Raw genomic sequence first — 24,217 nt, forward strand, 5'->3', positions numbered from 1 at the left:
CGCTTCGACGTGCCTCGCGCCGATGGCACGTACGGGCGGTCATGGCCGCGCCCCGATCTCTCAAAAGCGATGCGATGCCGGTACATCACGGCGCGATTGCGAAGCCAGACCGGGGTTGATGCCGGAATATGCGAAGGTATGGTGATTGATTGTGACGACGTTTCGGATCAGCGAGGCGGCCGCTCTGCTCGGGGTCAGCCCCGACACCGTCCGGCGGTGGGTCGACGCCGGGCGGCTCACAGCTCAGCGGGACGAGCACGGCCACCGCATGGTGGACGGCACCGACCTGGCCGCGTTCGCGCGCTCCCAGATCGAGGTCGTGAACGGCGCGGGTCAGTCCTCGGCGCGCAACCGCTTCCGCGGGATCGTGACCGAGGTGATCAAGGACGCGGTGATGGCGCAGGTCGAGATCGCCGCCGGGCCGTACCGCGTCGTCTCGCTGATGAGCCGCCAGGCCGTGGACGAGCTGGGCCTTGCGGTGGGGGTGGTGGCGGTCGCCGTGATCAAGTCCACCAACGTCGTCGTGGAGATCCCCGACCACACTCGCACAGCGAGTCAGTAAGGAGCCCTTGTTGTTCAGGCGTGTATCCCGATGGGCCGCCGCGGTCCCCCTCGCCCTCGCGCTCGCCGCCGGCCTCGCCGGTTGCGGCTCCAGCGACCCGGCCACCCCTTCGACCGCATCCACCACCGCCTCCTCCGGCGGGGCCACTGCGTTGACGGTGTTCGCCGCCGCCTCGCTGACCGAGACCTTCACCGAGCTGGGCAAGACGTTCGAGGCCGCCCACCCGGGGACGTCGGTGAAGTTCAACTTCGGGTCCAGCGCCACCCTCGCCCAGCAGATCACGCAGGGCGCCCCCGCCGACGTGTTCGCCGCCGCGAGCCCGGCCACGATGAAGACCGTCACCGACGCGTCGCTGGCCTCCGCTCCGACGACGTTCGTGCGCAACAAGCTCCAGATCGCCGTCCCGCCCGACAACCCGGCCAAGGTGGACGAGCTCAAGGACCTGTCCGACTCCAAGGTCAAGGTCGCCCTGTGCGCCGAGCAGGTGCCCTGCGGCGCCGCGGCGGTCAAGGCCCTGGACGCGGCGGGGCTGAAGGTCACCCCCGTCACCTACGAGCAGGACGTCAAGGCCACCCTCACCAAGGTCGAACTCGGCGAGGTCGACGCCGCGCTGGTCTACAAGACCGACGTGCTGGCGGCCGCGGGCAAGGTCACCGGCATCGCCTTCCCCGAGGCCGACAAGGCGATCAACGACTACCCGATCGCCGCCCTGTCCAAGGCCCCCGCTCCTGACCTGGCCAAGCAGTTCGTCGACCTGGTCCTGTCCTCCCAGGGCAAGGACGTGCTGACCAAGGCCGGCTTCGAGGCTCCCTGACCGGCATGACACCGTCCACGTCACCGACGGGCCGGGGCGGCGCGCGGCGCGGCCCCGGCCCGGCGGGCATCGTGGCGGGCCGCGTCCCCTGGGCGCTGGTCGCGCCCGCAGCGCTCGGCATGGCCTTCCTGGTGCTCCCCCTGGCCGGGCTGCTCATCCGCGCGCCGTGGTCCACGCTGGCCGAGCGGCTGGCCGAGCCGCAGGTGCTGGAGGCGCTCCGCCTGTCACTGGTCACCGCGACCGTCGCCACCCTGATCTGCCTGCTCCTCGGCGTGCCGCTGGCCTGGCTGCTGGCGCGCGTCACCTTCCCCGCCCGGCGCCTGGTACGGGCGTTGATCACCGTCCCACTGGTGCTGCCACCGGTGGTCGGGGGCGTCGCGCTGCTGCTGGTGCTCGGGCGGCGCGGCCTCCTGGGCCAGTGGCTGGAGGCCTGGTTCGGCATCAGCCTGCCCTTCACCACCGCCGGGGTCGTGCTCGCCGAGGCGTTCGTCGCGATGCCGTTCCTGGTCATCAGTGTCGAGGGCGCGCTACGGGCCGCCGACCTGCGCCTGGAGGAGGCCGCGGCCACCCTCGGGGCGTCGCGCTGGGTCACCTTCCGCCGCGTCACCCTGCCGCTGGTCGCCCCGGGCGTCGTGGCGGGAGCCGTGCTGTGCTGGGCCCGGGCGCTCGGCGAGTTCGGCGCCACCATCACCTTCGCGGGCAACTTCCCCGGCCGCACCCAGACGATGCCGCTGGCCGTCTACCTGGCCCTGGAGACCGAGCCGGAGGCCGCGATCGTCCTCAGCCTCCTGCTGCTCGCCGTGTCGGTGATCATCCTGGCCAGCCTGCGCGACAGGTGGGTGACCAGCCCATGACCCTGCACGCCCACCTGGTGGTCGCCCGTCCCTCCTTCCGCCTGGACATCGACTTCACCGTGGCCGCCGGGCAGGTCGTCGCCCTGCTCGGGCCGAACGGCGCCGGCAAGACCACCGCCCTGCGCGCCCTGGCCGGGCTCGTCGGGCTGTCGGACGGGCACATCACCCTGGAGGACGCCCCCCTGCACACCCTCGCGGCCGAGCGCCGCCCGATCGGCATGGTCTTCCAGGACTACCTGCTGTTCCCGCACCTGTCCGCCCTGGACAACGTGGCCTTCGGCCTCCGGTGCCACGGCGCGTCCAGGTCCGGCGCGCGCCGCCGGGCCGCCGAGTGGCTGGAGCGCGTGGGCCTCGCCGAGCACGCGCGCACCAGGCCCCGGCAGCTGTCCGGCGGACAGGCCCAGCGCGTGGCGCTGGCCCGCGCCCTGGCCGTCGAGCCCCGCCTGCTGCTCCTGGACGAGCCGCTGGCCGCCCTGGACGCCCGCACCCGGCTCGACATCCGCGCCCAGCTGCGCCGTCACCTGACCGACTTCGGCGGCGCGACCGTGCTGGTCACCCACGACCCGCTGGAGGCCATGGTGCTCGCCGACCGGCTGATCGTCATCGAGGACGGCGCGGTCGTGCAGGCGGGCACGCCCGCCGAGGTCGCGCGCCGCCCGCGCACCGACTACGTCGCCCGCCTGGTCGGCCTCAACCTGTATCGCGGCGTCGCCACCGACCGGCAGGTCAAGGTCGACGAGGTGCTGTTCAGCGTGGCCGAGCCGGTGTCCGGCCCGGCGTTCGTCGCGTTCTCACCCGCCGCGGTGGCCCTGTACCGGACCCGCCCCGACGGCTCGCCGCGCAACCTGTGGCAGGCCCGCATCCAGGGCATCGAACGGCACGGCGACAACGTCCGCGTCCTCCTGGACGGGCCGATCACCGCCTCCGCCGACATCACCCCCGCCGCCGTCGCCGACCTCGACCTGACTCCGGGGCAGCAGATCTGGGCCGCCGTCAAGGCCACGGAGACGCACGCCTACCCCGCGTGATCCGGCCAGGCCCTAATCCGGCGACCAGGCATCCGTGAGAGACACCCCTCATGGAAGATGGCTATTGTTCCATCGTGTCTGACGTCAATGTTTCAGAGCTGTTCGACCCGCTCGCGTGGAGCAACGTCGAGGGGTTCGACTTCACCGATATCACCTACCACCGCTCGGCGGAGACCCGCTCCGGCAAGCGCGTCGTGCGCGTCGCGTTCGACCGGCCGGAAGTACGCAACGCCTTCCGGCCGCACACGGTGGACGAGCTGTACCGGGCGCTCGACCACGCGCGGATGAGCTCCGATGTGGGATGCGTCCTGCTCACCGGCAACGGGCCCTCGGCCAAGGACGGCGGCTGGGCCTTCTGCTCCGGTGGCGACCAGCGCATCCGGGGGCGCTCGGGCTACCAGTACGCGGAAGGTGAGACCTCCGACACCATCGACCCCGCGCGCGCGGGCCGGCTGCACATCCTGGAGGTGCAGCGGCTGATCCGCACGATGCCCAAGGTCGTGATCGCCGTCGTACCCGGCTGGGCCGCGGGCGGCGGGCACTCCCTGCACGTGGTGTGCGACCTGACGCTGGCGTCGGCGGAGCACGCCCGGTTCAAGCAGACCGACGCCGACGTGGGCTCGTTCGACGCCGGCTACGGCTCGGCGTACCTGGCCCGCATGACCGGCCAGAAGTTCGCCCGGGAGATCTTCTTCCTCGGTGAGGAGTACACCGCGGCCGAGATGCACTCGATGGGCGCCGTCAACCGGGTCGTGCCGCACGCGGAGCTGGAGGCCACCGCCCTGGAATGGGGCTGGAAGATCATCGGCAAGTCGCCGCAGGCCCAGCGGATGCTCAAGTTCGCGTTCAACCTGGTCGACGATGGCCTGGTGGGCCAGCAGGTGTTCGCCGGCGAGGCCACCCGCCTGGCCTACATGACCGACGAGGCCGTCGAGGGCCGGGACGCGTTCCTGGAGAAGCGCCCGCCGAACTGGGAGCCGTTCCCCTACTACTACTAGCGACAACCCGCACGCCGGCGAGTGGCGCGAGCTCTGGCCATCGACTCAAGAGCCCCGATAGGACCTGATCGACATGCCGGCTCCCCGAACCCGAACCCGAATCCGGCTTGGCGCTGTCGCGTGGACGGCGACCATCCTCTACTTCCCGGTGCAGCTTGTCGTGGCCTTGGCGTGGCCTCAGCCCTACTCGCTCATGGTCAACACCATCAGCGATCTCGGCATCACGACCTGCGGCATGTCGAACCCCTTCCCCGGTCGCGAAGTGTTCGCCTGCTCGCCACGGCATCTGCTGATGAACACAGGGTTCCTGGTGGTCGGGGTCATGACCGCGGCCGGGGCCATCCTGACCTGGCGGGCGTGGCCGCGTAGACGGCTGACGACGACGGCACTGCTCGGTGTGATCCTTGCGGGCGCCGGCGGAGTCCTGGTCGGCATCGCGCCATCCGACGTCGCGCCGCGACTGCACGGTGTCGGGGCTTTGCTTCAGGTCCCCGGGGTGATCGCGCCGCTGCTCCTCGGACTTGCCCTCCGCCACCGACGGCCCGGGCTCGGCGCGTTCTCCATCACCATCGGAGCGATCGGCGTCGTCGGCACCGTACTCTTCGCGCTCCAGCTGTCCGCCGACTGGTTCGGGGCCCTGGAACGACTCGCGCTCGATCCGTTCACCCTCTGGACGTTCGTGCTCGGAAGCGCGCTATGCCTACGCCCGTGCGGTGATCGGGGCTGATGTCCTCCCGCAGCCTGATCAATTGCCGCTTCTGGTCGTACCTCGGCTGGACCCGCTGTAGGAGTTCCGGGCCGTTTCAGGATTTCCCTCGTGTACGGCACAGCCGTACACGATGACCTGAACCAGGTTCTGGACAACGTCCCTGCTGACGCTCCCTGGCGGCGCGGTGACCAGGGTGAACAGCGCACCCCCGTAGAGCGCGATCAGGGCGGGGATCTTCTCGCGTGGGATGGCGAGGCCGAGTTTGTCGTGGTGCCCGGCGGTGATCTGCAACGACGTGTCCTGCAGGCCCGCGAGCGCCGAGGCGAGCACCGGCCGGTGCGCGGCCTCCAGTTGAAGTTCGAAGATTGCCAGATAGCGGTTGCGCAGTGTGGTCGCCGCTGTGAGCAGCGATTCCGTCAGCAGGTCGACCATCCTCGCGGGCTGCTCGGTGGCCCGGTCGGTGTCGGCGTGATGCAGCTCGGCGATGCGCTCCGCGGCGGCCACCAGCAGCGCTTCCCGGCTGCGGAAGTAGTTCGAGGCCGTTCCCGGCGGAAGTCCGGCTTCCTTCTCCACCGCGCGGTGGGTCAGTCCATGCACTCCCGACGACGCCAGCAGCTCGATGGCGGCATCGGTCAGCGCTCGGCGACGGGCCGGATTGGTGGGCGGCATGCGACCATGCTACCAATAACCGTACTAGTACGATCGTAGTTAACGATTGGGGAGTCTCATGAGGATCGTGGTGGTCGGTGCCGGCCTCGGTGGAGTGGCGGCCGCGGTGGGGCTGCATCGCCTGGGTCATGAGGTGACACTCTTCGAACGGGGCACCGAGCTTCGGGAGTCGGGCACCGGGATCGTGGTCATGCCCAACGGGATCCGGGCGCTGGATGTGCTGGGGCTGGCCGAAGACGTTCGCGGGCACGTCATGCATACCGCCAGGGCGGGATTGCGGGACTGGCGCGGACGGCCGCTGCTGGTCACCGACGCGGTCCAAGCGCAGCGGGAGGTCGGCACGCCCGCCATCCTCGATCGGGCGGAACTGCACCGGGCGCTACGCGCCCCGCTGCCCGCCGACCTGGTGCGAACCGCGACCCCGGTCGAGCGCCTGGAGCCCGACCCCGACGGGGTAACCGTGATCAGCGATGGCAACCCCGTCGCGAGAGCGGACGCCGTGATCGCGGCCGACGGCATCGGCAGCAAGCTGCGCGGACAGCTCATCCCCGGCCACCCCGGGCTGCGGCGGACCGGCCGGATGGACCTGCGAGGCATGCTGCCCCGTCCCCCCGGCCTGGTAACAGACCTGCTCGCCAGCCAGTTGGTCGACCGCCGCAGTGGGGCGATGTTCGGCCTGTTCCCCGTCGGCGAGAACCGCCTTTACTGGTTCACCGACTCCGTCCTGCACAGCACGCCGCCCGGCGCGGACGACGCACGCCGACAGATGCTGTCCCTGATGGCCGATTGGCACCCCCTCGTCACAGCAATGATCGAGGCCACCCCGCCCGCCGACATCTACGTCGACCCGATCACCCGCCTGGCCGAACCCCTGCCCTCGTACGTGGCCGGCAGGATCGCGCTCCTCGGCGACGCCGCGCACGCCATGCCACCCGACCTCGGCCAGGGCGCTAGCCAGGCCTTCGAAGACGCCGCCGCTTTAACCCGCCATCTGACCGGCGCGGAGCCGGGAGACGTCGCCCAGCGGCTCCTGCGTTACGACGCCGAGCGCAGGCCCAGTGCCAACCGCATGATGCAGGCGGCGTCCCGGCAATCGCGGCTGACCTCCCAGACCGGCGTCACCGCGTGGCTGCGCGACGCGTTGCTGCGCGCCATACCGTCCCGGGTGGCCACCCGGCAGCTTGCCGCCCTCTGGAATGTCACCAACTGACCGGCTTCCCGCACGATCTCGCGCGGGACTGTCCATCGTCGCGTGACGATACGCCGCCGGACCTCACAACGACCCCGCGCAGGCCTGGAAATGACTGTGGGCACCCCCCGTCAAGTGGAGGATGCCCAGGTCATCGGCCGGAGCCGTGGTGCGCCGCCAGGGACTCGAACCCCGGACCCGCTGAGTGTACTGCGCTCGCCGTCCACTCAGAGACCAGTTGCCCGCTCACCAGGGTGAATCGGATGGGCATGCGCATGGGGGCGTGCTCCAGGGCGCTGGCGATGGTACCGCCACTTCAAGTTCTACGAGCTCCGGGACAACCTCCGGCCCGTAAGGACTCCAACCATTCAGAAACGGCTCTAGGTCTTTTGGTGTGGTCTCCGGCGGCTCCGGCATGGCCAACCGTCCCGTCAGCGGATCCAGCCGCTCGACGTAGCCCCGCGCCCAGGCCAGCCGCTCAGCGGCTGCATCCACCTTCGAAGCGGCGACGTGCTCCTCCATCGCATCGAGATACGTCCTCAGCTGCCTGGCCCTCGGCATGGCTCGCCGCCGGCATGCCGATGACCAGACATGTCGCCGGGACGGCCACGACAAGGTCAGTAACCAAACGCTTCGCCAGGCCAAGCATTCTTGAAGAACGGGACATTGATCTTGGTGTGGCTGATGGTCACCTGGCCCCTGAAGCGGAACGGGGTCAGGCTGACCGGCGATGATGCCGAGGCCTCGGTTCATCGCGATGTTGATCAGTATTCCGAGCCCGAACATGGATGATCCGCCTTTCGGGGTGTTCAGCCGTCGACGATGAGGTGGCGTCTGACAGCGCCTGGACGATCTGGGATCTCAGGCGATGTCGCTCAGAATGAGTCGCCGCACAGGTAGCGGAACGGAGTGCCGGCGGTGATCTCCTCGGCGAGCATGTCGATGACCAGGGGCGGGCTTGGTGGCGAAGACGACCTCGTCGGGAATCCCTGCCTCCTTGCGCCGCCCGGGATCGTTCGCCCAGCTCTCGGGCAGGTACAGGCGCCGGTTGATGAAGGCGTGCCCGACGGCCGAGGCGTAGGTCAGCATGGGCATGACCTGGCAGTTCTCCACCTGGCCGGTCAGCCCGCAGTACTGGCGGGCCACGCCGGCCGACTTGTCACCCTTCTTGATCGCGCTGGTGTCGTCCGCGATCAGCGCGTCGTCCGGCCGGCCCAGATGCTCCACCACGTAGGAGCACCTCATCGCGCAGGGCGTCGGCGTTCCACTTGGCACCGTTCAGCAGGTGCTCGAACCGGTAGGCCTTCACGTGCCCGATGTGGTCGGCCAACTGCCAGCAGTTCTTCCGCGGCACGTCAGCCAGCAGGCTCCGGACCAGGTCGGGGAAGGTGGAGCGCGGCTCGGGCCGGGTGAACAGCGGTCCGGCGATCCGCTCGGTCAACGCGGTCAGTTCCGCATCCCAGGACACGACCAGATCATAGGTCAGAGAACAGGTCACACACCGACCATGAACCCACTACACCGCGTCACGGAGTCGAATCTCAAGATCTCTGAATGTAGTACAGGAGAGGCGGCGAATGTTCCTGCGCAGAAGGGCAAGTATTTGCGCACTCACGGTTAACGACATTCGTTGCGAGGCTCTGGCAGTGTTTCCCTAGACCCGCCAGTGATCCAGGAGGGCGCGACAAGCCTGAGCTTCTACCATGCTGCGCCCGATTCCGCCTCACTCCCGGAGGCGCTCGGCGCTACCACTGATATCTCTGCCGTCGACGGTTGTCGCTCAGTGGCTCCCCATGCAGGGCGAGCCGTTGGCGAAGCTCGTGGGTCATGCCTTGGGGCGTACCAAAGCCCCGTACAGGCGTGGAACGGGTTCTCAGGGCGAGGACGGCATGTGCCTCGGCAGGGGCTGAAGCCGCCTGGTGAGCGAGCTTGCGATCTGCGGTACGAGGCTACCTCCTTGTTCCCAGGCGGCGGAGTGGGGAATCTTTCGGATCGTTGCCTGAAGGAGTCAGCAGATGACACAAGTGTCTAACAAATTCGTCATCAGGTGCTGGAATGAGCCGGTTGTGCGGTATCTGCGTGAGGAGGAATACGCCAGGCCCGAGCTGCCCGCTCACCTGCGGCCGATCCTCGAACAGCTCGCCATGGGCGTCACCGATGCGACTGCCAGCCGGAATCTGCATATATCGGCTCGCACGTTCAGCCGCCGGGTAGCCGAAGTGCTGACCTTCCTTGGCGTTGCGACGCGCTTCCAGGGCGGCATGGCCGCCGTTCGCCTCGACCTCTCGGTCCCGGCCCTCCCCTATGAACCCATCGAAGTCTGCGACTTCCGGCTCATCTCGAGCTATTCGGCCTCATCTACGTGACGTCGTCGGGCTGAATCCGTCGGGAGATCCTTCGGCGACCATGCGGCCCACGGCCTGGCGGCTGAAGCCGGTCGTCTCCGACGCTCGCCAGGGCGCCTTCCCAATGACGACCGCGAGGGTGTCCGGGAGCGTCGCGCCGGCGAACCGTACGGCTATTGGCCGCGTCCGTCGGCGGCGACGAGCCGGATCTCGCTGGTGTAGCGGCGGTTCCCGGTGGCGGTGAGCCACAGTTCGCTGGGGTCGGGCCGCATCTCGGTTATGACGGTGACACCTTCGGGGTCCGCGCGTTGACTGCGGCGCGTGGTGGCTGCGAAGAGGGCGGCGAGCGCGGGGCTGTCCAGATCGAGGTAGACCGGTTTCGGCTCCTCAGGCGTGCGCCAGAACAGGTGCCTGGGCATGCCCTCGGCCGCGGCCCAGGCGCGCAGCCGCGCGTAGCCGACGGCCTCGTCGGCGACTGTCAGATGGGGGAGCTCGACGCTCGGCACGCGCCAGGTCTCCCGGGCGAGGACGAGCTTGTCGATCGTGACGCGGGGGGTGTGCGGCATCGACGGCATCGGTGAGAAGGCGTCGACCGCGGCCTGCGACAGGAACTCGCCGAGCACGTCGAGGAGTGGGGCGACCCGGCTGCCTTCCCTATGCCTGACATCGAGGGCCCTCCCGTCGGTGGGCACCGGCACTTCCAGGTCCCTGATCTCGAGGACTCGCCCGGACGGCGCCGGCCGCGCCCCGCAGCGGGGGCCGAACGACAGATATCTGTAGGCGGGAGAGAAGTGCTCGGGGTCAGGGTAGTGCCTGCCGGTTATGTGCGGCAGGCCACGGGCGTACAGCGGCACGAATCGCTCGTGCGGGTGGTCGTGTTCCCTGGCGGCCTCCCCGATCCGCCCCGGCTCCGGATGCCAGTGTAGGAACGTGTTCGAGTCGACCGTGGCCATGGCGATGTGCAACTCGCCGAGGACGACCTCGTACCGGCCGGCGCGCAGAGCGTCGGGGCCGTCGGCGGCGATCATGAGATCAGGGCTGTGATGCGCACCGGCGAACCAGGCCGCCCGGTTCGCGAGGAACAGCCGCCCGGCCTCAGGGGCGAGGTCGGTCGCGCGGTAGCACGCGCGGGCGACCGCCGGGTCGAGGTTCAGTAGCTGCCGCCACTTGTCGTGGAGCAGCGAGGACACGAAGGGGGTGGCATCCGCGACGGCCTGCCGGCCGTACAGCATCACCAGCCCGAGCGGGACGGCGTCGGTGCCGAACACGACGGCCAGTTCCCGCACCGTGTCGTGCAGGACGAGCTCGTACCGGCGCCCCAGCTCCGAGACCAGCCAGCGGGCGCTGTCCAGGACCAGGGTGAGCGGCGCGGCCAGCTCCGAGAGGAGGGCGTCGCCGATCGTGAGGTCGACGTCGCGCCGGCTTTCTGGGAGCAACAGCCGCCGCCCGGCCGTGTGCATGCCCGGCCTGCGCTCAGCGGCCACCCCTGTCGCATCCTCGAACGCCTCGTCGAGCCGGCGTATCCCCGCCCGGAGCGTCTCCGCCGTGTGGGCCGCGGAGGCCAGGTCGAGGCGCGCCCGCTCGAACTCCTCGACTCGCGCGGTGGCGGCCGTCCTGGCCTCGCATGGCGGAAGCCGGGCGATCTGGTCGTGCAGGGACTGGAGCGCGTCCGGGCCCTGAGGGACGTCGAAACCCCAGTGGAGGAGTCCCATGGCCGCGAGGCGCCCGAGGTTCGCCAGGACGACGTCCTCACCGACCGGCGCCCCCGTCCGCCAGGTGAGCTCGGCCGCGAGCAGACGGGGTGTCCTGCGCCCGTCGCTCAGGGCGGCTAGGTCGGCTAAGTCCGGGTCCAGGGTGGTGACGGAGCCGTCGCTCCGCACGAGCGCACGGCCCAGGAGCGTGGCGTCGTATGTCAGGACGGGCGGCAGGTGATGGCGGATCCGCAGGTCGTCGGCCAGGCTCGCCGCGAGCGCCTCGACCGGCCAGTCCTCGAAGTGCACCACGCTCTCGGCCACGACGTCGGGTCCGCCGTGGAATCGCACGTGCCCCTCGATCCCGCCCACCCGGACCCACGCGGACGGCCCGAAGAAGCCCACGGTGTCGTTCTTGGCGTGGTAGCGCTGGAGGTAGCCCACCAGCGTCGCCTCCTGGCGCCGCCACGGCCTGCTTCGTTTGAGCGGCTCGCCGTCCGCGGGCAGGTGCTTCCTGAGCCAGTTGATCATCCGTTCGATGAGTGCCGGGTTCTGCCAGGTCATGGCCTTCAGCACGGGATCGGAGCAGGCGAGGTCGAGCATTCTGGTGTTCGTCTCGTACTGCGCGGCGGACCAGGCGGCCCGGTATTCGTCCTCGACAGCCGGATCCGCCAGATCCCGCGCATACGCGTCCGCCAGACGTGCGACGGGATGAGACGCGGCAGCCGTCAGTTCGCCGAGCGGGAACCCGGCGCTGCGGAGAACCGCGTCCTCCCATACCCACCAATCGCCTTGGCCCAGACGCCTGCGCATTCCCATGCCCTCTCTGTGTTTGCATCTCTGTGTCCACATCGCCGGTTCCCGGACATCTCGTCGGCGCGGCGCAATCGGATGCGATTAGACCGCGAGTTCGGCGCGCAGCACCTTCCTGTCGGTCTTTCCGTTCAGCGTCAGCGGGAGAGAACCCCTGTGGTGGAAGGCGACGGGCCGCATGGGCCGGGGCAACCCGGCCACGAGAGGCGCCAGCTCGGCCGGCCCCACCTCCTCGCCCGTGTAGAACGCGTGCAGTCGGGCCTCGCCGTCCAGGGCGGCGACGGAAAGTACCACCGCGTCCAGCACCTTCGGATGCCCGCGCAGCAACGACTCGATCTCGCCCGGCTCGATGCGGATCCCCTGTACCTTGATCTGGTCATCGACGCGGCCGACGTGGACCAGATGTCCGTTCTCCCGGCGGACCTGGTCGCCCGTCCGGTACCAGTGCCCAGCGGTGAGCGGCTCGGCGCCGTCGTAGACACGGGCCGAGATCCCGTCGAAGGTCATGAACCGGCCCGTGTTCTCGTCGGGGTCGAGGTAGCCGGGAAAGCGCTGCGGCCCCCTGACGCAGAGCTCGCCCTCCTCCGCGGGGCGCAGCCCATCGTCGATCAGCACGTACTCCAGCGCGGGGTAGACGGGCCCGATCGGAAGGGTGCCGTTCGACGTCAGCGGCCAGGCCGGGTCGCCGGGGTGGACCACGAAGTCGGTGCACACGAGTGTCAGCTCGGTGGGGCCGTAACAGTTGTGCAGCGTCGTGTTCGGAGCGGCGGCGCGCCACGTCAGCGCCTGCCCGTTCGTGAGCGGCTCGCCGCCGAACAGAGTCTGCCGCAGCCCGGGCACCGACCCGGGCGTCAGCCCACCCGCCCGTACGGCGAACGTGATGACCGAGGGCACGGAGAGCCAATGGGATAGGCCTCGTTCGTTCGCGAACCGTACGACGTCATAGATCTCGCTCCTGCGTGGCACGCACAGGGTGCCGCCTCCGGCCCAGGCACCGAACAGCTCGTTGACCGCGGCGTCGAAGGACAGCTCGAACGTCTGCGACACGCGACAGCCGGGCTCGAAGCCGAAGCGCGGCAGGGCCTCCTCCAGGAAACAGGAGACGTTCGCGTGGGTGACCGGCACGCCCTTGGGCTTGCCGGTGGACCCGGAAGTGAACGCGATGTACGCGACCTCGCTCAGCGGCTCCCGGACAGAGGGAACGCGCGGCGAGCGCGAGGCTTCCCACACCGCGCGCGGGCCCGTACCGGCGAGATCGACGACGGGAACCCCGGCCGTCCGCGCGTACGCGGCCGAGGCGTGGCCAGAGCTCACGTCGGTGATCGTGACCTCGACGCCCGCGGCACGAGTGATGGCCGCGTTGCGTGCTGCCGGGCTCCTCGGATCCAGGGGCACCACCGTCGCGCCGAGCCGCAGCGCCGCCAGGTATCCCGCGTAGGCGGCCACGCTGCGGCTCATCAGCAGGCCGACGCGCGCCGGGGGGCCGCCGGCCGTACGCTCGACCAGAGCGGCCAGGCATCCGGACAGCTCGGCCAGTTCCGTGTAGGTCAGCGAGTGGCCTTTGACTTCGAGCGCCGTGGTCCCGGCGTGACCGCGCGTTGTGCGGTGAAACCAGTCGTATAAGGCTCGTACCGACAATGCATTCCCCGTGTTGTCCAGGAATCCCCTCAGGAGAATTCGCAAGGAGATCGCGCGTTAGCCGCCGCCGAGCCGGTTGGAGCGACGCTTTTCCGAGGAGAGTTCCGGGCGGCAGGCCGATTCAGCTCACCACCGACCGGAAACGCAGGTCAAGCGCGTGACAACTTCTCGCCATGGTGCCCAGGCTCGCATTGCTCTCCCGCTCCCTTTCAGGTAGCGAAACGCGCCGGACCGGAGTGGCCGGGCGCCGACTGAGACCGCTGTCAGATACCTGTCGACTTCTCGCCACGATCGCCGGCATGCGTTGTCCGCTCTCCTCGATGCCATGAATCTTGGTGCCGTGCATCGACATGTCCCGTCGGCGAACCGCCTCGTCCGGGGCCGGCTCGGTCCCGGTCTCGCCTCCGCCCGACACATGGAGGACCCGCTCGCCGGGCCGCGTGCTCCCGGGAGGCGGCGCCGTGACTGACATGCTTCACCTGCGTTTCGCGGATCTCGCGCGCTCCTCCCCCGGCGCCCCGGCTGTCCAGGAGGGGCGGCGCACGTTCAGTCGGCGGGAGATCGACGTGTGGGCGGATCACATCGCGGAGCAGCTCGGTGCGAGCGGCGTGGGCGCCGGAATGCCGGTCGCCGTGTACCTGGAGCGCTCGGCAGTTGTCGCCGCCTGTGCGCTCGGGGTATGGAAGGCAGGGGCCGCTCTCCTCGCCGTGGACCCGCAGACACCGCGTGCGCGGCTGCGCGACATGTTCGAGGAGACACCTCCCGCGGCCCTCCTCACTCAGGCCGGGCTGCGCCCGCGCGCCGCCTTCTACACCGGGTCCGTGCTGCACCCCGATCGCCTGGCGGCCGGTGACGGCCCCAGGGCCGCCGTGGGGGACCGCCCCAGCCCAGGGGGCAGCGAGGTGCGGCCGGACGATCTGGCGTACGTCATCTACACCTCCGGCACGACCGGGCGGCCGAAGTGCGTCGGGGTCAGCCACCGCTCACTGTTGTCGATCCTGGACGCCTGGACGGAGGTCTACCGGTTCGGCACCGAGTCGAACGTCGTCCTCCAGGTCGCCGGCCTCGGCTTCGACGTCGCGATCGGCGACCTGGTGCGCGGCCTGCTCACCGGCGCCCGGCTCGTGGTCTGCCCGCGCGAGGTCCTGCTCAGCCCAGCGGCCCTGCACGCCCTCATGCGCGACAGCGGCGTCGACTTCGCCAACCTGACACCCTCCCTGTTACGCCCCCTGGTCGCCCATCTGCGGGAGACGGGCGGGCGGCTCGACTTCATGAGCTGCCTGGTGTCGGGTGGTGAGAGCCTGACCGCCGCCGACTACGCGGCCGTCCGCGAGGTGACAGGGCGGAGGGTCCGCGTCTTCAACATCTATGGCCTCACCGAGGCGACGATCGACAGCACCTACTACGAAGTCCCGGATCCTCCACCGGCGACGGGAGGGGTGCCGATCGGCCGGGCCTTCGCGGGCACCGACCTGCACGTGCTCGACGAGAAGATGCGCCCCGCCGACGAGGGCGAGCTTTATGTCGGCGGCCGGCACCTCGCCCGCGGTTACCTCGCGGACGCCGCCATGACCGCCGCCAGATTCGTCGCCGGTCCCGGCGGCGCCCGCCTCTACCGCACGGGCGACCGCGTGGCCCGGCTGCCATCCGGCGACCTTCTGCACCTGGGGAGAACCGACGACCAGGTGAAGGTCCACGGGGTCCGGATCCAGCCCGCGGAGATCGAGGCCGTCCTGATATCCCATCCGCGGGTGCGCGCGGCCGCTGTCGTGCCACGCGTCGCCGCGGGCACGACGGAACTGGTCGCGTACCTGGTGACCGGCGGCGAGGCCGAAGCCTGGGAGGCCGAGGCCGAGATCCGCCGGTTCGCGGCCGCCCGGCTCGCGCCCGCCGCAGTGCCCGCGGCGCTCGTCTTCGTGCCGGAGCTCCCGGTGACCCCGGGCGGGAAACTGGACAGCCGACGGCTGCCGGAGCCGGAGACCGGGGTGAGGCGCGTCCCCGGCCGGTCGCCGGCAGAGGCGGCGGTCGCCCGGATCTGGTCCGAGTTCCTCGGGGTCGAGGTCGCGCGGACCGACCTGGACTTCTTCGAGCTGGGCGGCGACTCGCTGCTCGCAGCGCGGATGGCGGCCCGGCTGATGGAGGAGACAGGCGCGCACGTGCCGCCGGGGGCCGTCCTGCGCCATCCCACCGTAGGTGAGCTGGCCCGGCTGGTCTCGGGGGCGGGCGTCCTGCCTCCGATCCCGGCCGACCCTGGCCGTACGGAGGGACCTCTGTCGCCCGGCCAGCACCGGCTGTGGGCGCTGCACCAGGTCGGCGGCGGGCTCGCGGCGTACAACATCCCCACGGTCGTCCGGATCTCCGGGCCGCTCGACCGCGACGTGCTCCGGGCGTCGCTCGACCTGCTCGTGGCACGCCACCCCGCCCTGCGGACGGCGTTCGCGGCGACGCCGGACGGTCCCGTCCAGCGGGTCGTTGCGGCTCCCGCGATCGAGTTCTTCGAAGACGGGGGCGGGGACGGTCTGGAGGAGTTCGTCCGGCGGCCCTTCGACCTCGCCGATCCGCCGCTCCTTCGGGCCTCGCTGACCAGGACCGGCTCCGGCGAGCACCTTCTCGTGCTCGTCCTGCACCATCTCGTCTCCGACGGCTGGACCATGCGCATCCTGCTCGACGACCTCGGAGTGATCTACTCGGCCCTGGCCGTGGGTGAGCGGCCCGGGCCGCCCGGAACCGCCCCGACCTATCTCAACTTCGCCGTGTGGTACGCCCGGCGGCTGCGCGACGGTGAACTCGATGGCCAGCTCGACCACTGGCGCGAGCGGCTGCGCAACGTCCCGCCCCCTCCCGCGCTGCCCGAGCCGCTCCGGTCGTTGGAAGGCGTGGGCACCCGCCGGCTGCTGCTGGGCGGCGAGGTGGCGGAGGTGGTGCGGTGGCTGGCCGCCGAGCATCGGACCACCGTCTTCACCGTGCTGCTGGGTGCCTTCGCCGCGCTGCTGTCCCGCTGGTCGGGCCAGCGGGACCTGATCGTGGGCGCGCCCTTCGGGGACCGTTTCGTGCCCGGCACCGAGAAGCTGGCGGGTTTCTTCGTGAACACCGTTCCGCTCAGGTTCCGGCTGCCGCCCGGAATGAGCTTCGCCAGCCTGCTGCGGCAGACCCGCTCCCTCGTCGCCGACGCTGCCGCGAACCAGGAGATCCCCTTCGACGTGGTACAGCGCGCGGTGGGCGAGGTCCCGCTGACCGTATGGTTCAACCATCTCGGCCCGCCGGATCCCGCGCCCGCGTTCGTCGGGCTCCAGACGGAGATCCTCGACGCCCCGCCTGCCGGCGCGATCTTCGACCTCAACGTCTACGTCACCGATCTTCCGGACGGCCTGAGCGTCGAGCTGGTCTTCAACGAGAAGCGCTGCGATCGCGACCAGATGGCTGCCCTGCTCGTCCAGTACCGTCGGCTGCTGCTGCGCGCGGCGGCCGACCCCGACCTGCCGTTCGAGGAGCACGCGCTGACCGTACGGCGGGAGCGGCCGGTCGCGGAGCCGAAGGAGCACGCGCCGATCACCGCGACCGTGGCGGCGCGGGCGCGTGGGCGGCGGGACGCCGTGGCCGTCGAATCAGAGGCCGGCGAGGTGACATACGCACAGCTCGGAGCGTGGGCGGGCGCTGTCGCCCGCGACTTGCGCGAGGCCGGTCTGGGCCCGGGCGACGTGGTCGCCGTGCGCGCTGAGCGCTGCGCCGCCCTGCCCGCGACCCTCCTCGGCGTCCTGGCCGCCGGCGCGGCCTTCTGCCTGCTCGATCCGGCATATCCCGAGCGGCGGCTGGCCGCCCAGGCGGAGCGGGCCGGCGCGGTCGCGACCGTGTGGGCCAGGGCGGAGGACGGGCCGCGGGTGGGTCCCTCGCTCCGTGGGACGCCCGCGGAACCACTCGCGTATGTCGCGTTCACCTCCGGGACCACGGGGGAGCCCGCCCCGGTCTTCGGCGGCCAGACGCCCGTCGCCCACTTCCTGAAGTGGTACGCCGACCGGTTCGCGCTGTCCCCCTCCGACAGGTTCGCGCTGCTGTCCGGCGTCGCCCATGACCCTGTGCTACGGGACGTGTTCGCCCCTCTGTACGCCGGAGGCGTTCTGTGCGTCCCGCCGTCCGGAGCGCTCCGTGCCCCGAGGGAACTGGCGCGCTGGCTGCGTGCCAAGGCCGTCACCGTGGCCCATGTGACGCCTCCGTTGATCAGAATGCTGGCGGCGGCGGCCCAGGCCCCGCTGACCGCGCTGCGCCTCCTGGTTTCGGGCGGCGACGCGCTGCTCGGCGCGGACGTGGATCTCGCGCGCCAGCTGGCGCCCAACGCCTCCCTCGTCAATTTCTACGGGTCCACCGAGACGCCGCAGGCCATGAGCTGGCAGGAGATCTCGCCGTCCGAGACCTTCACCGGGCGGGTTCCGGTCGGGTGCGGGATCGAAGGCGTCGAGCTGGTCGTCGTCGGAGCCGGGGGCCAGCCCGCCGCGCCGGGGGAGCTGGGCCGCGTCACCGTGCGGACGCCGTACCTGACGCACGGCAGGGGCCGGGTCTACGACACCGGCGATCTCGGGCGGCACCTGCCCGGCGGGCGCGTGCGCGTGTACGGCAGGGCCGACGACCAGGTGAAGATCTCCGGATTCAGGGTGGAGCCCGGCGAGGTGGACGTCTTCGCGACGCGCCTGCCGTACGTGCGCGAGTGCGTCACGGTCGCCCGCCCAGGTCCCGGCGGGTCCCGGCTCGTCAGCTACGTGGCGGGCGCGGACGGCTCCCGCCCGGCTCTCGACCGTCTCCGGGCCGACCTGCGTGCCGACCTACCCGCGCACGCGCTGCCTTCGGCCCTGGTGCTGGTGGAGGAACTGCCGATGACCCCGAACGGCAAGATCGACCGCGCCGCCCTTCCGCTCCCCTCGACACCCCGGCGGGGCCCGGTGACCGTCGCGGACGCCGGCGACGCGGAGAACGTGATCGCCGGGATATGGGCGGAGGTGCTCCTCTTGGATCGGGTGGAGCTCGACGAGAACTTCTTCGACCTCGGCGGCTCCTCCGTCCGGATGCTGGCGGTCCAGGCCGCGCTCAAGGACCGCTGGGACGTCGAGATCCCACTACTGACCCTCTACGAATACGCGAGCGTCCGGGCACTGGCCCGGCATTTGCGCGGCAGCCGGTCGACTGCGATGACCACCAGGCGGGAGACCGGCCGTGGCGAGCACCAAGCCGAACGGGCGCGTCGTCTGGCGGCCCGCCGCTTATCACCTTCAGGAGGCGAGACATGAGCGCCGACTTGCGCGACGACCACATCGCGATCATCGGCCTGGCGGGACGGTTCCCTGGCGCCCGCGACGTGCGAGAGTACTGGCGGAACCTGACCGAGGGCGTCGAATCCATCACGTTCCTCTCGGACGAGGAGCTGCGGGAGCGAGGGCTGCCCGACTGGCAGCTGGGCGAGGACGCGTACGTCAAGGCAGCCCCGATGATCGAGGACATGGAGGGGTTCGACGCCCGGTTCTTCGGGTTCACCCCTCTCGAGGCTCAGATCCGGGATCCGCAGGGCCGCCTTTTCCTCGAGACGTGCCACTCGGCGTTGGAGGACGCCGGCTGCGTGCTGTCGCGTTACGACGGAGCCGTGGGGGTGTACGGCGGGGGCGCCAACGACTTCTACGGCGAGAACTATGTCAAGCGGAACCGCGCGGTCCGGCGGGCCGCGGGCGGCATGAGCATCGCGGTCAGCAACCATCCCGACTACCTCGCGACGGCGGTCGCGTACCGGCTGGGCCTGCAGGGACCGGCCGTGAACGTGCAGACCGCCTGCTCCACCTCCCTGGTGGCCGTGCACCTGGCGTGCCAGGCCCTGCGGTTGGGCGAATGCGACATGGCGCTGGCTGGAGGCGTCGAGGTCGAGCTTCCGTACGGCGAGGGCTACTGGTGGCTCGAAGGCGGGATCATGTCCCGCGACGGCCACTGCCGGGCCTTCGACGCGAAGGCCAGCGGCACGATCTTCAGCACCGGGGTGGGGGTCGTTACCCTCAAGCGCCTGGCCGACGCCCGCGCGGATGGGGACCACATCTACGCCGTCATCCGGGGCTCGGCCGTGAACAACGACGGCTCGGCGCGGGCCGGCTTTACCGCCCCCGGGATCGAGGGCCAGACGAAGCTGGTGCTGGAGGCGCTGGCCGCCGCCGAGATCCACCCCGAGTCGGTCACCTACGTCGAGGCGCACGGGACGGGCACGCTGGTGGGCGACCCCATCGAGGTGACCGCCCTCTCCCGGGCCTTCCGGCTTGCCGGAGCCGAGGGCGAGCAGTACTGCGGCATCGGCTCGGTGAAGCCCAACGTGGGCCATCTCGGCCCGGCGGCCGGCGTGGCCGGGCTCATCAAGGTCTGCCTGGCGCTGGAGCACGAGCAACTGCCCCCGAGCATCAACGTGAACGAGGTCAACCCGGCCATCGAGCTGGAGGACAGCCCGTTCTTCATCAACACGAGCCTGCGCGAATGGCCACGCTGGGCGAACCCGCGTCGCGCGGGCGTCAGCTCGTTCGGGATCGGCGGCACCAACGCCCATCTCATCGTCGAGGAGCCGCCCGCGCCGGAGCCGGAGCCAGCGGAGCCTGCGGACCGCTGGCAGCTCATCCCCGTGTCCGCCAAGACACCCGCGGCGGCCGAGCAGGCGGCCCGGCGACTGGCGGTGCATCTGCGCGACAACCCCGGGCTCCCGCTGCCCGCCGTCGCCAGGACGATGCAGACGGGCCGCGCGGAGCACCCGCACCGCAGAGCCGTGGTCGCCCGGGAGTCGGGAGAGGCCGCGGCCCTGCTCGGCATGGCCAAGGGGCCGCAGGTCGTCGTCTCCTCGTCCGCGGCCGTGCCACGCACGGTGGCCCTGATGTTCCCCGGACAGGGGGCGCAGCACCCGAGCATGGGACGCGACCTCTACGAGCGGCAGCAGACGTTCCGCGACGCGGTCAACCACTGCGCAGAGCACCTGCGGGGCCGGCTCGGCCTCGACCTGCGGGGACTGTTCTACCCCGAGCCGGGGCAGGAGGAGGACGCGGCCCGGCAACTCGCCGAGACCCGCCTGACGCAGCCCGCGCTATTCACCGTCGAGTACGCTATGGCGCGCCTCCTGGAGTCGTGGGGGATCTGGCCCGCCGCGATGATCGGGCACAGCGTCGGCGAGTACGTCGCGGCCCACGTCGCCGGTGTGTTCTCGCTGGAGTGCGCGCTCGACCTGGTGGCCACGCGGGGCCAGCTGATGCAGTCCATGCCGCGCGGCGCCATGCTCGCCGTACCGATGCAGGAGAGCCTGCTGGCAGCCATGGTCTACGGAGAGGTGGAGATCGCCGCGGCGAACGCCACGCACGTGACCGTGGTCGCCGGTCCCGAGGAGGCGATCGCCGACTTCGATGAGACCCTCCGCCGCCAGGGCATCGAGGGCCGCAGGCTCCACACGTCGCACGCGTTCCACTCCGCTCTCATGGAGTCCGCGCTGGCGCCGTTCCAGGAGGCCGTGGCGAAGACGGCCCCGAAGCCGCCGACCATACCTTTCGTCTCGAACGTCACGGGCACCTGGATCACCGACGAGCAGGCCATGGACCCGGCCTACTGGGCTCAGCACCTACGCCAGCCAGTCAGGTTCGCCGACGGCCTGGTCGCCGTCGGCGCCGACCAGGCCGTCGTCCTGGTGGAGGCCGGTCCGGGAGAGAGCCTGACCACGCTGGCCAAACAGTGTCTGACCGGCCAGGGCACGCCTATCGTGCCGACCATGCGTCACCCCCTCCGGGAGACTGACGACGAAATGACATTCCTGGCCGCGGCGGGCCGGCTGTGGGCGACCGGGGTGGACCTGGACTGGGCCGCCGGGCGGGGACGCCGCCGCAAGACGCCGCTGCCCGAGTACCCCTACGAGCGGCAGCGCTTCTGGGTGGACCCCGACCCGGAGACCCAAGCCGCCGAGGCCAACGCGGACGAACCCGACCTGCTTCCGGTCGAGCGGGCGGTCTTCAGGACGACGTGGCGTGAGAGCCCGCTGCCCCTGGACGTCCCTGCCGCTGCTCTCGGGGCGCGTTGGCTGATCTTCAGCCCGGCCCGGGGCCCCGTGGAGGCGCTCGGCAGGCGGCTCGCGGCGGACGGCGCCGAGGTGACCATGGTGATCCCCGGCACGGACTTCGCCGAGATCGACGCGATGCGCGTCGCTCTCCTCCCGGGCAGCCGGGGCGATTATCAGCGGCTCTTCGACAGGTTCGCCGCCGGATCCACCCCAACCCACATCGTGCACGGCTGGACGGCGGTCGAGCCCGTCCGCGACGTGCTCGACGAAGCCCACGTGAGTGCGGTCGCCGACACCGGGTTCTACTCGCTCATGTTCCTCGCCCAGGAGGTCGACCGTCGCTCCCCCGAACATCCGATCGCCATCACCGTGGTGAGCGCCGGCGTCCAGGAGATCGCAGGCGACGAGCCGATCGAACCGGCCAAGGCCCTCCTGCTCGGACCGGTTCAGCTCATCAACCGGGAGATCTCCGGAGTCACCTGCCGCAGCGTGGACATCCAGGTGCCCTGCACGCTGAGCGACGAGGCCGTGGCAGGCCAGTTGCTGGGAGAGATCCACACTCCAGGCGATGACGTGCAGATCGGCTGGCGGGGCAGGAAGCGCTGGACATGGTCGTACGACAGGCTGCCCATGCCCGGCCCTGGCGGGGTGCCCGCGCTCCTGAAGCCGGACGGGACATACCTGATCACCGGCGGGCTCGGCGGAATCGGTCTCACCGTGGCGCTGGATCTCGCCCGGGCGGTGCGGGCACGGCTGGTCCTCGCCAGCCGGTCCGGGTTCCCCGAGCGCGAGTGCTGGGACGCCCTGCTCGCCGACGAGACCGCCGATGAGCACCTGCGCTCGCGGCTCCGGCGGCTCCTGGAGATCGAGGCCGCGGGCGGCGAGATCATGGTCGCAAGCTGCGACATCGGAGACGAGGCGCAGCTCAGGGCGCTGGCGGCCGCCGCCGAGGAGCGCTTCGGCGGGATCGACGGGGTGTTCCACTCTGCGGGCGTGACGGCGGGCGGAATGCTCGCCGTGCGCACGCGCGAGGAGGCCGAGGAGGTGCTCCGGCCCAAGGTCGCGGGCACCCTCTCCCTGCATCGCGTGCTCGGGGATAGCGGCGCGTTCCTCGTGCTCTTCTCCTCGATCGCGGCGGTGGTCGGCACGTTCGGCCTCGTCGACTACTGTGCCGCCAACTGCTTCCTCGACGCCTTCGCCCGCCGTCTCAGCACCCGCGGCGCGCCCGTGCTGTCGATTGGCTGGGGGATGTGGAACGAGGTCGGGATGGCGTCGGAGGCAGAGGAGTCCGCGCCGCATCTCTTCCGGGAGCTGCAGAGCGGCATCCGCTACGAGGACGTCGACGCGCCGCTGCTCGACCGGCGCGTCCGCGACCGCACCAGCGACGCGATCTTCTCGGCGCTGCTGCAGCCCGACGGGCACTGGGCGCTGACTGAGCATCGGATCGGGGGGGCGGCCGTGTTGCCCGGCACGTACTGCCTCGAGCTGATCCACGAGGCGGCCGGCCTGGCGGCCGGCCCGACCGGTGCCGAGGTGGAGATCAGCGACGTCATCTTCCTCGGCCCCGCCGTCGTCGCCGGCCCGAGGGAGCTGCGTGTCGTCCTCAGGGAGGAGGGCGACGAGTACGACGCCACCATCATCACCGCGCCCGTCGTACGCGGGCACGCGAACTGGACCGAGCACGTCAAGGCGCGGGTCAGGGTGCGGGAGGCGACGCCCGCGCCCGGTCACGACCTCGAGGCCATCAAGGCCGCCTGCGCCGAGCTGCAGTACGACGACTCCAAGCTCGACAGCAGCGCGATCGTCAGGTTCGGGGCGCACTGGAACAACGTCGGCCTGGTCCGGGTCGGCGAGGGAGAGGAGATCGCGCGGCTGGAGCTGCGCCCGGAGTTCCACTCCGAGTGCGACAGGTTCGCCCTACATCCGTCGCTGTTCGACGACGCCGTCTCCAACAGCCAGCATCTGCCCATCCTGCGGTCCCGGGGCGATCAGTATCTGCCCTTCTCGTACCAGCGGATCATCGTCCGGCGTCCGCTGCCGCCGCGGTTCTTCTCGCACGTACGGCACTTGGACGCGGGCGACGGCGAGATAGTCAGCTCCGACATTACCCTGATCGACGACGAGGGCCGTGAACTCGTGCGGGTCGAGGGCTACTCCCTCCGCCGGATCGACCACGAGGCAATCATCGCGTCGGTCCGGGGAGACGAGACGCGGCCGACTGTGTCGGTCGATCCCGAGGACCGGGGCGCGGTCTCCGACTGGGGCATCACGCCGGAGTACGGGGCGGATGTGCTGCGCCGACTGCTGGACACCTCGCTCGCCGGCCACGTAGTGGTCTGTCCCGAGGGCCTGGCGCGGAACCTGCGCCGTACGGCCGATCTCAACAGCGACGTGATCGAGCAGGAGCTGGCGAACGCGCAGCTCACCGCCGCGGGCACCATGGAGCGCTTCCTCGACACCCCCTACGTCGAGCCCGCGACGGGGGTCGAGGCCGTGCTCGCGTCCCTGTGGGCCCAGTCCCTGGGCGTGAGTGAGGTCGGGGCCGAGGACGACTTCTTCGAGCTCGGCGGGAACTCGCTGGTCGCGGTGCAGCTCGGAGCCAGGATGCGCGAACGCTTCGATGTCGACCTGCCTGTTGGCTCCCTCTTCGAGCGGCCGACGGTCCGCCGGCTGGCCGCCACGATCGAGGAGTCCCTGCTGGAGAAGGTGAAGGCCATGTCCGAGCGCGAGGCCGCGGAGGTGCTCGCCCTGCTGAACAGGTAACCCAACAAGGGCGCGGCCCTGGTCGCTGCGGCGGCTGGGCCGTGCCCTTTGCGCGCGCGTCGATACCTCGAATCCGTGTACGGCGGGTCGCCTGCTCTCA

Annotated in this window: 13 protein-coding genes and 1 pseudogene; 10 read left to right on the forward strand and 4 right to left on the reverse strand. The window is 70.8% G+C overall.

What is annotated here, in order from left to right; genetic code table 11:
• Nucleotides 1–151 precede the first annotated feature (151 nt).
• From ACOZ38_RS37665 to ACOZ38_RS37690, 6 genes are all read left to right on the forward strand, one after another.
• Nucleotides 152–562: a TOBE domain-containing protein gene (locus ACOZ38_RS37665; protein WP_405140905.1), complete on the forward strand. Its 411-nt coding sequence runs from the start codon at nucleotides 152–154 to the stop codon at nucleotides 560–562.
• Between the two features lie 7 nt (nucleotides 563–569).
• The gene (modA, locus tag ACOZ38_RS37670) at nucleotides 570–1,376 is read left to right on the forward strand and encodes a molybdate ABC transporter substrate-binding protein (RefSeq protein WP_424535740.1); all 807 of its coding nucleotides are present in this window, start codon (nucleotides 570–572) and stop codon (nucleotides 1,374–1,376) included.
• Between the two features lie 5 nt (nucleotides 1,377–1,381).
• Complete coding sequence (locus tag ACOZ38_RS37675) at nucleotides 1,382–2,230, forward strand: ABC transporter permease (RefSeq protein WP_424535741.1); 849 nt, start codon at nucleotides 1,382–1,384, stop codon at nucleotides 2,228–2,230.
• Complete coding sequence (locus ACOZ38_RS37680) at nucleotides 2,227–3,258, forward strand: ABC transporter ATP-binding protein (RefSeq protein WP_424535742.1); 1,032 nt, start codon at nucleotides 2,227–2,229, stop codon at nucleotides 3,256–3,258. Before ACOZ38_RS37675 ends, ACOZ38_RS37680 begins: the two co-directional genes overlap by 4 nt.
• Before the next feature lie 74 nt (nucleotides 3,259–3,332).
• Entirely contained in the window at nucleotides 3,333–4,256 is a 924-nt protein-coding gene (locus ACOZ38_RS37685; protein WP_405140908.1) for a 1,4-dihydroxy-2-naphthoyl-CoA synthase, read from the forward strand.
• A 73-nt stretch (nucleotides 4,257–4,329) separates the two neighbouring features.
• Entirely contained in the window at nucleotides 4,330–4,983 is a 654-nt protein-coding gene (locus tag ACOZ38_RS37690; protein ID WP_424535743.1) for a DUF998 domain-containing protein, read from the forward strand.
• Between the two features lie 18 nt (nucleotides 4,984–5,001).
• Here the strand turns inward: ACOZ38_RS37690 and ACOZ38_RS37695 are convergent, their stop codons facing one another.
• The gene (locus ACOZ38_RS37695) at nucleotides 5,002–5,634 is read right to left on the reverse strand and encodes a TetR/AcrR family transcriptional regulator (RefSeq protein WP_424535744.1); all 633 of its coding nucleotides are present in this window, start codon (nucleotides 5,632–5,634) and stop codon (nucleotides 5,002–5,004) included.
• A 58-nt stretch (nucleotides 5,635–5,692) separates the two neighbouring features.
• Here ACOZ38_RS37695 and ACOZ38_RS37700 point away from each other — a divergent pair, with 58 nt between their 5' ends.
• A complete protein-coding gene (locus ACOZ38_RS37700; protein WP_424535745.1) occupies nucleotides 5,693–6,844 on the forward strand; it encodes an FAD-dependent monooxygenase in 1,152 nt (383 codons plus the stop codon).
• 860 nt (nucleotides 6,845–7,704) lie between these two features.
• On the opposite strand, the pseudogene ACOZ38_RS37705 reads toward ACOZ38_RS37700, so the two are convergent.
• Nucleotides 7,705–8,321 (reverse strand): annotated as a pseudogene (locus tag ACOZ38_RS37705) (IS701 family transposase); the annotation flags it as partial.
• 568 nt (nucleotides 8,322–8,889) lie between these two features.
• Between ACOZ38_RS37705 and ACOZ38_RS37710 the strand changes: the two are divergent.
• Nucleotides 8,890–9,189, forward strand: a complete 300-nt coding sequence (locus ACOZ38_RS37710) for a hypothetical protein (protein WP_424535746.1) — start codon at nucleotides 8,890–8,892, stop codon at nucleotides 9,187–9,189.
• 152 nt (nucleotides 9,190–9,341) lie between these two features.
• On the opposite strand, the gene ACOZ38_RS37715 is transcribed toward ACOZ38_RS37710, so the two are convergent.
• On the reverse strand, nucleotides 9,342–11,672 hold the full coding sequence (locus tag ACOZ38_RS37715; RefSeq protein ID WP_424535747.1) for a lantibiotic dehydratase: 2,331 nt from the start codon (nucleotides 11,670–11,672) through the stop codon (nucleotides 9,342–9,344).
• A gap of 84 nt (nucleotides 11,673–11,756) precedes the next feature.
• Nucleotides 11,757–13,310, reverse strand: a complete 1,554-nt coding sequence (locus tag ACOZ38_RS37720) for an AMP-binding protein (RefSeq protein WP_424535748.1) — start codon at nucleotides 13,308–13,310, stop codon at nucleotides 11,757–11,759.
• Nucleotides 13,311–13,780: 470 nt separating this feature from the next.
• Here ACOZ38_RS37720 and ACOZ38_RS37725 point away from each other — a divergent pair, with 470 nt between their 5' ends.
• Together ACOZ38_RS37725 and ACOZ38_RS37730 are read left to right on the forward strand one after the other, a co-directional pair.
• Nucleotides 13,781–18,586, forward strand: a complete 4,806-nt coding sequence (locus ACOZ38_RS37725) for an amino acid adenylation domain-containing protein (protein WP_424537159.1) — start codon at nucleotides 13,781–13,783, stop codon at nucleotides 18,584–18,586.
• On the forward strand, nucleotides 18,583–24,117 hold the full coding sequence (locus tag ACOZ38_RS37730; RefSeq protein WP_424535749.1) for an SDR family NAD(P)-dependent oxidoreductase: 5,535 nt from the start codon (nucleotides 18,583–18,585) through the stop codon (nucleotides 24,115–24,117). Before ACOZ38_RS37725 ends, ACOZ38_RS37730 begins: the two co-directional genes overlap by 4 nt.
• The last annotated feature ends 100 nt before the right edge of the window (nucleotides 24,118–24,217 follow it).

This window comes from Sphaerisporangium viridialbum, assembly GCF_049674955.1.
GTDB classification, from domain to species: domain Bacteria; phylum Actinomycetota; class Actinomycetes; order Streptosporangiales; family Streptosporangiaceae; genus Sphaerisporangium; species Sphaerisporangium viridialbum.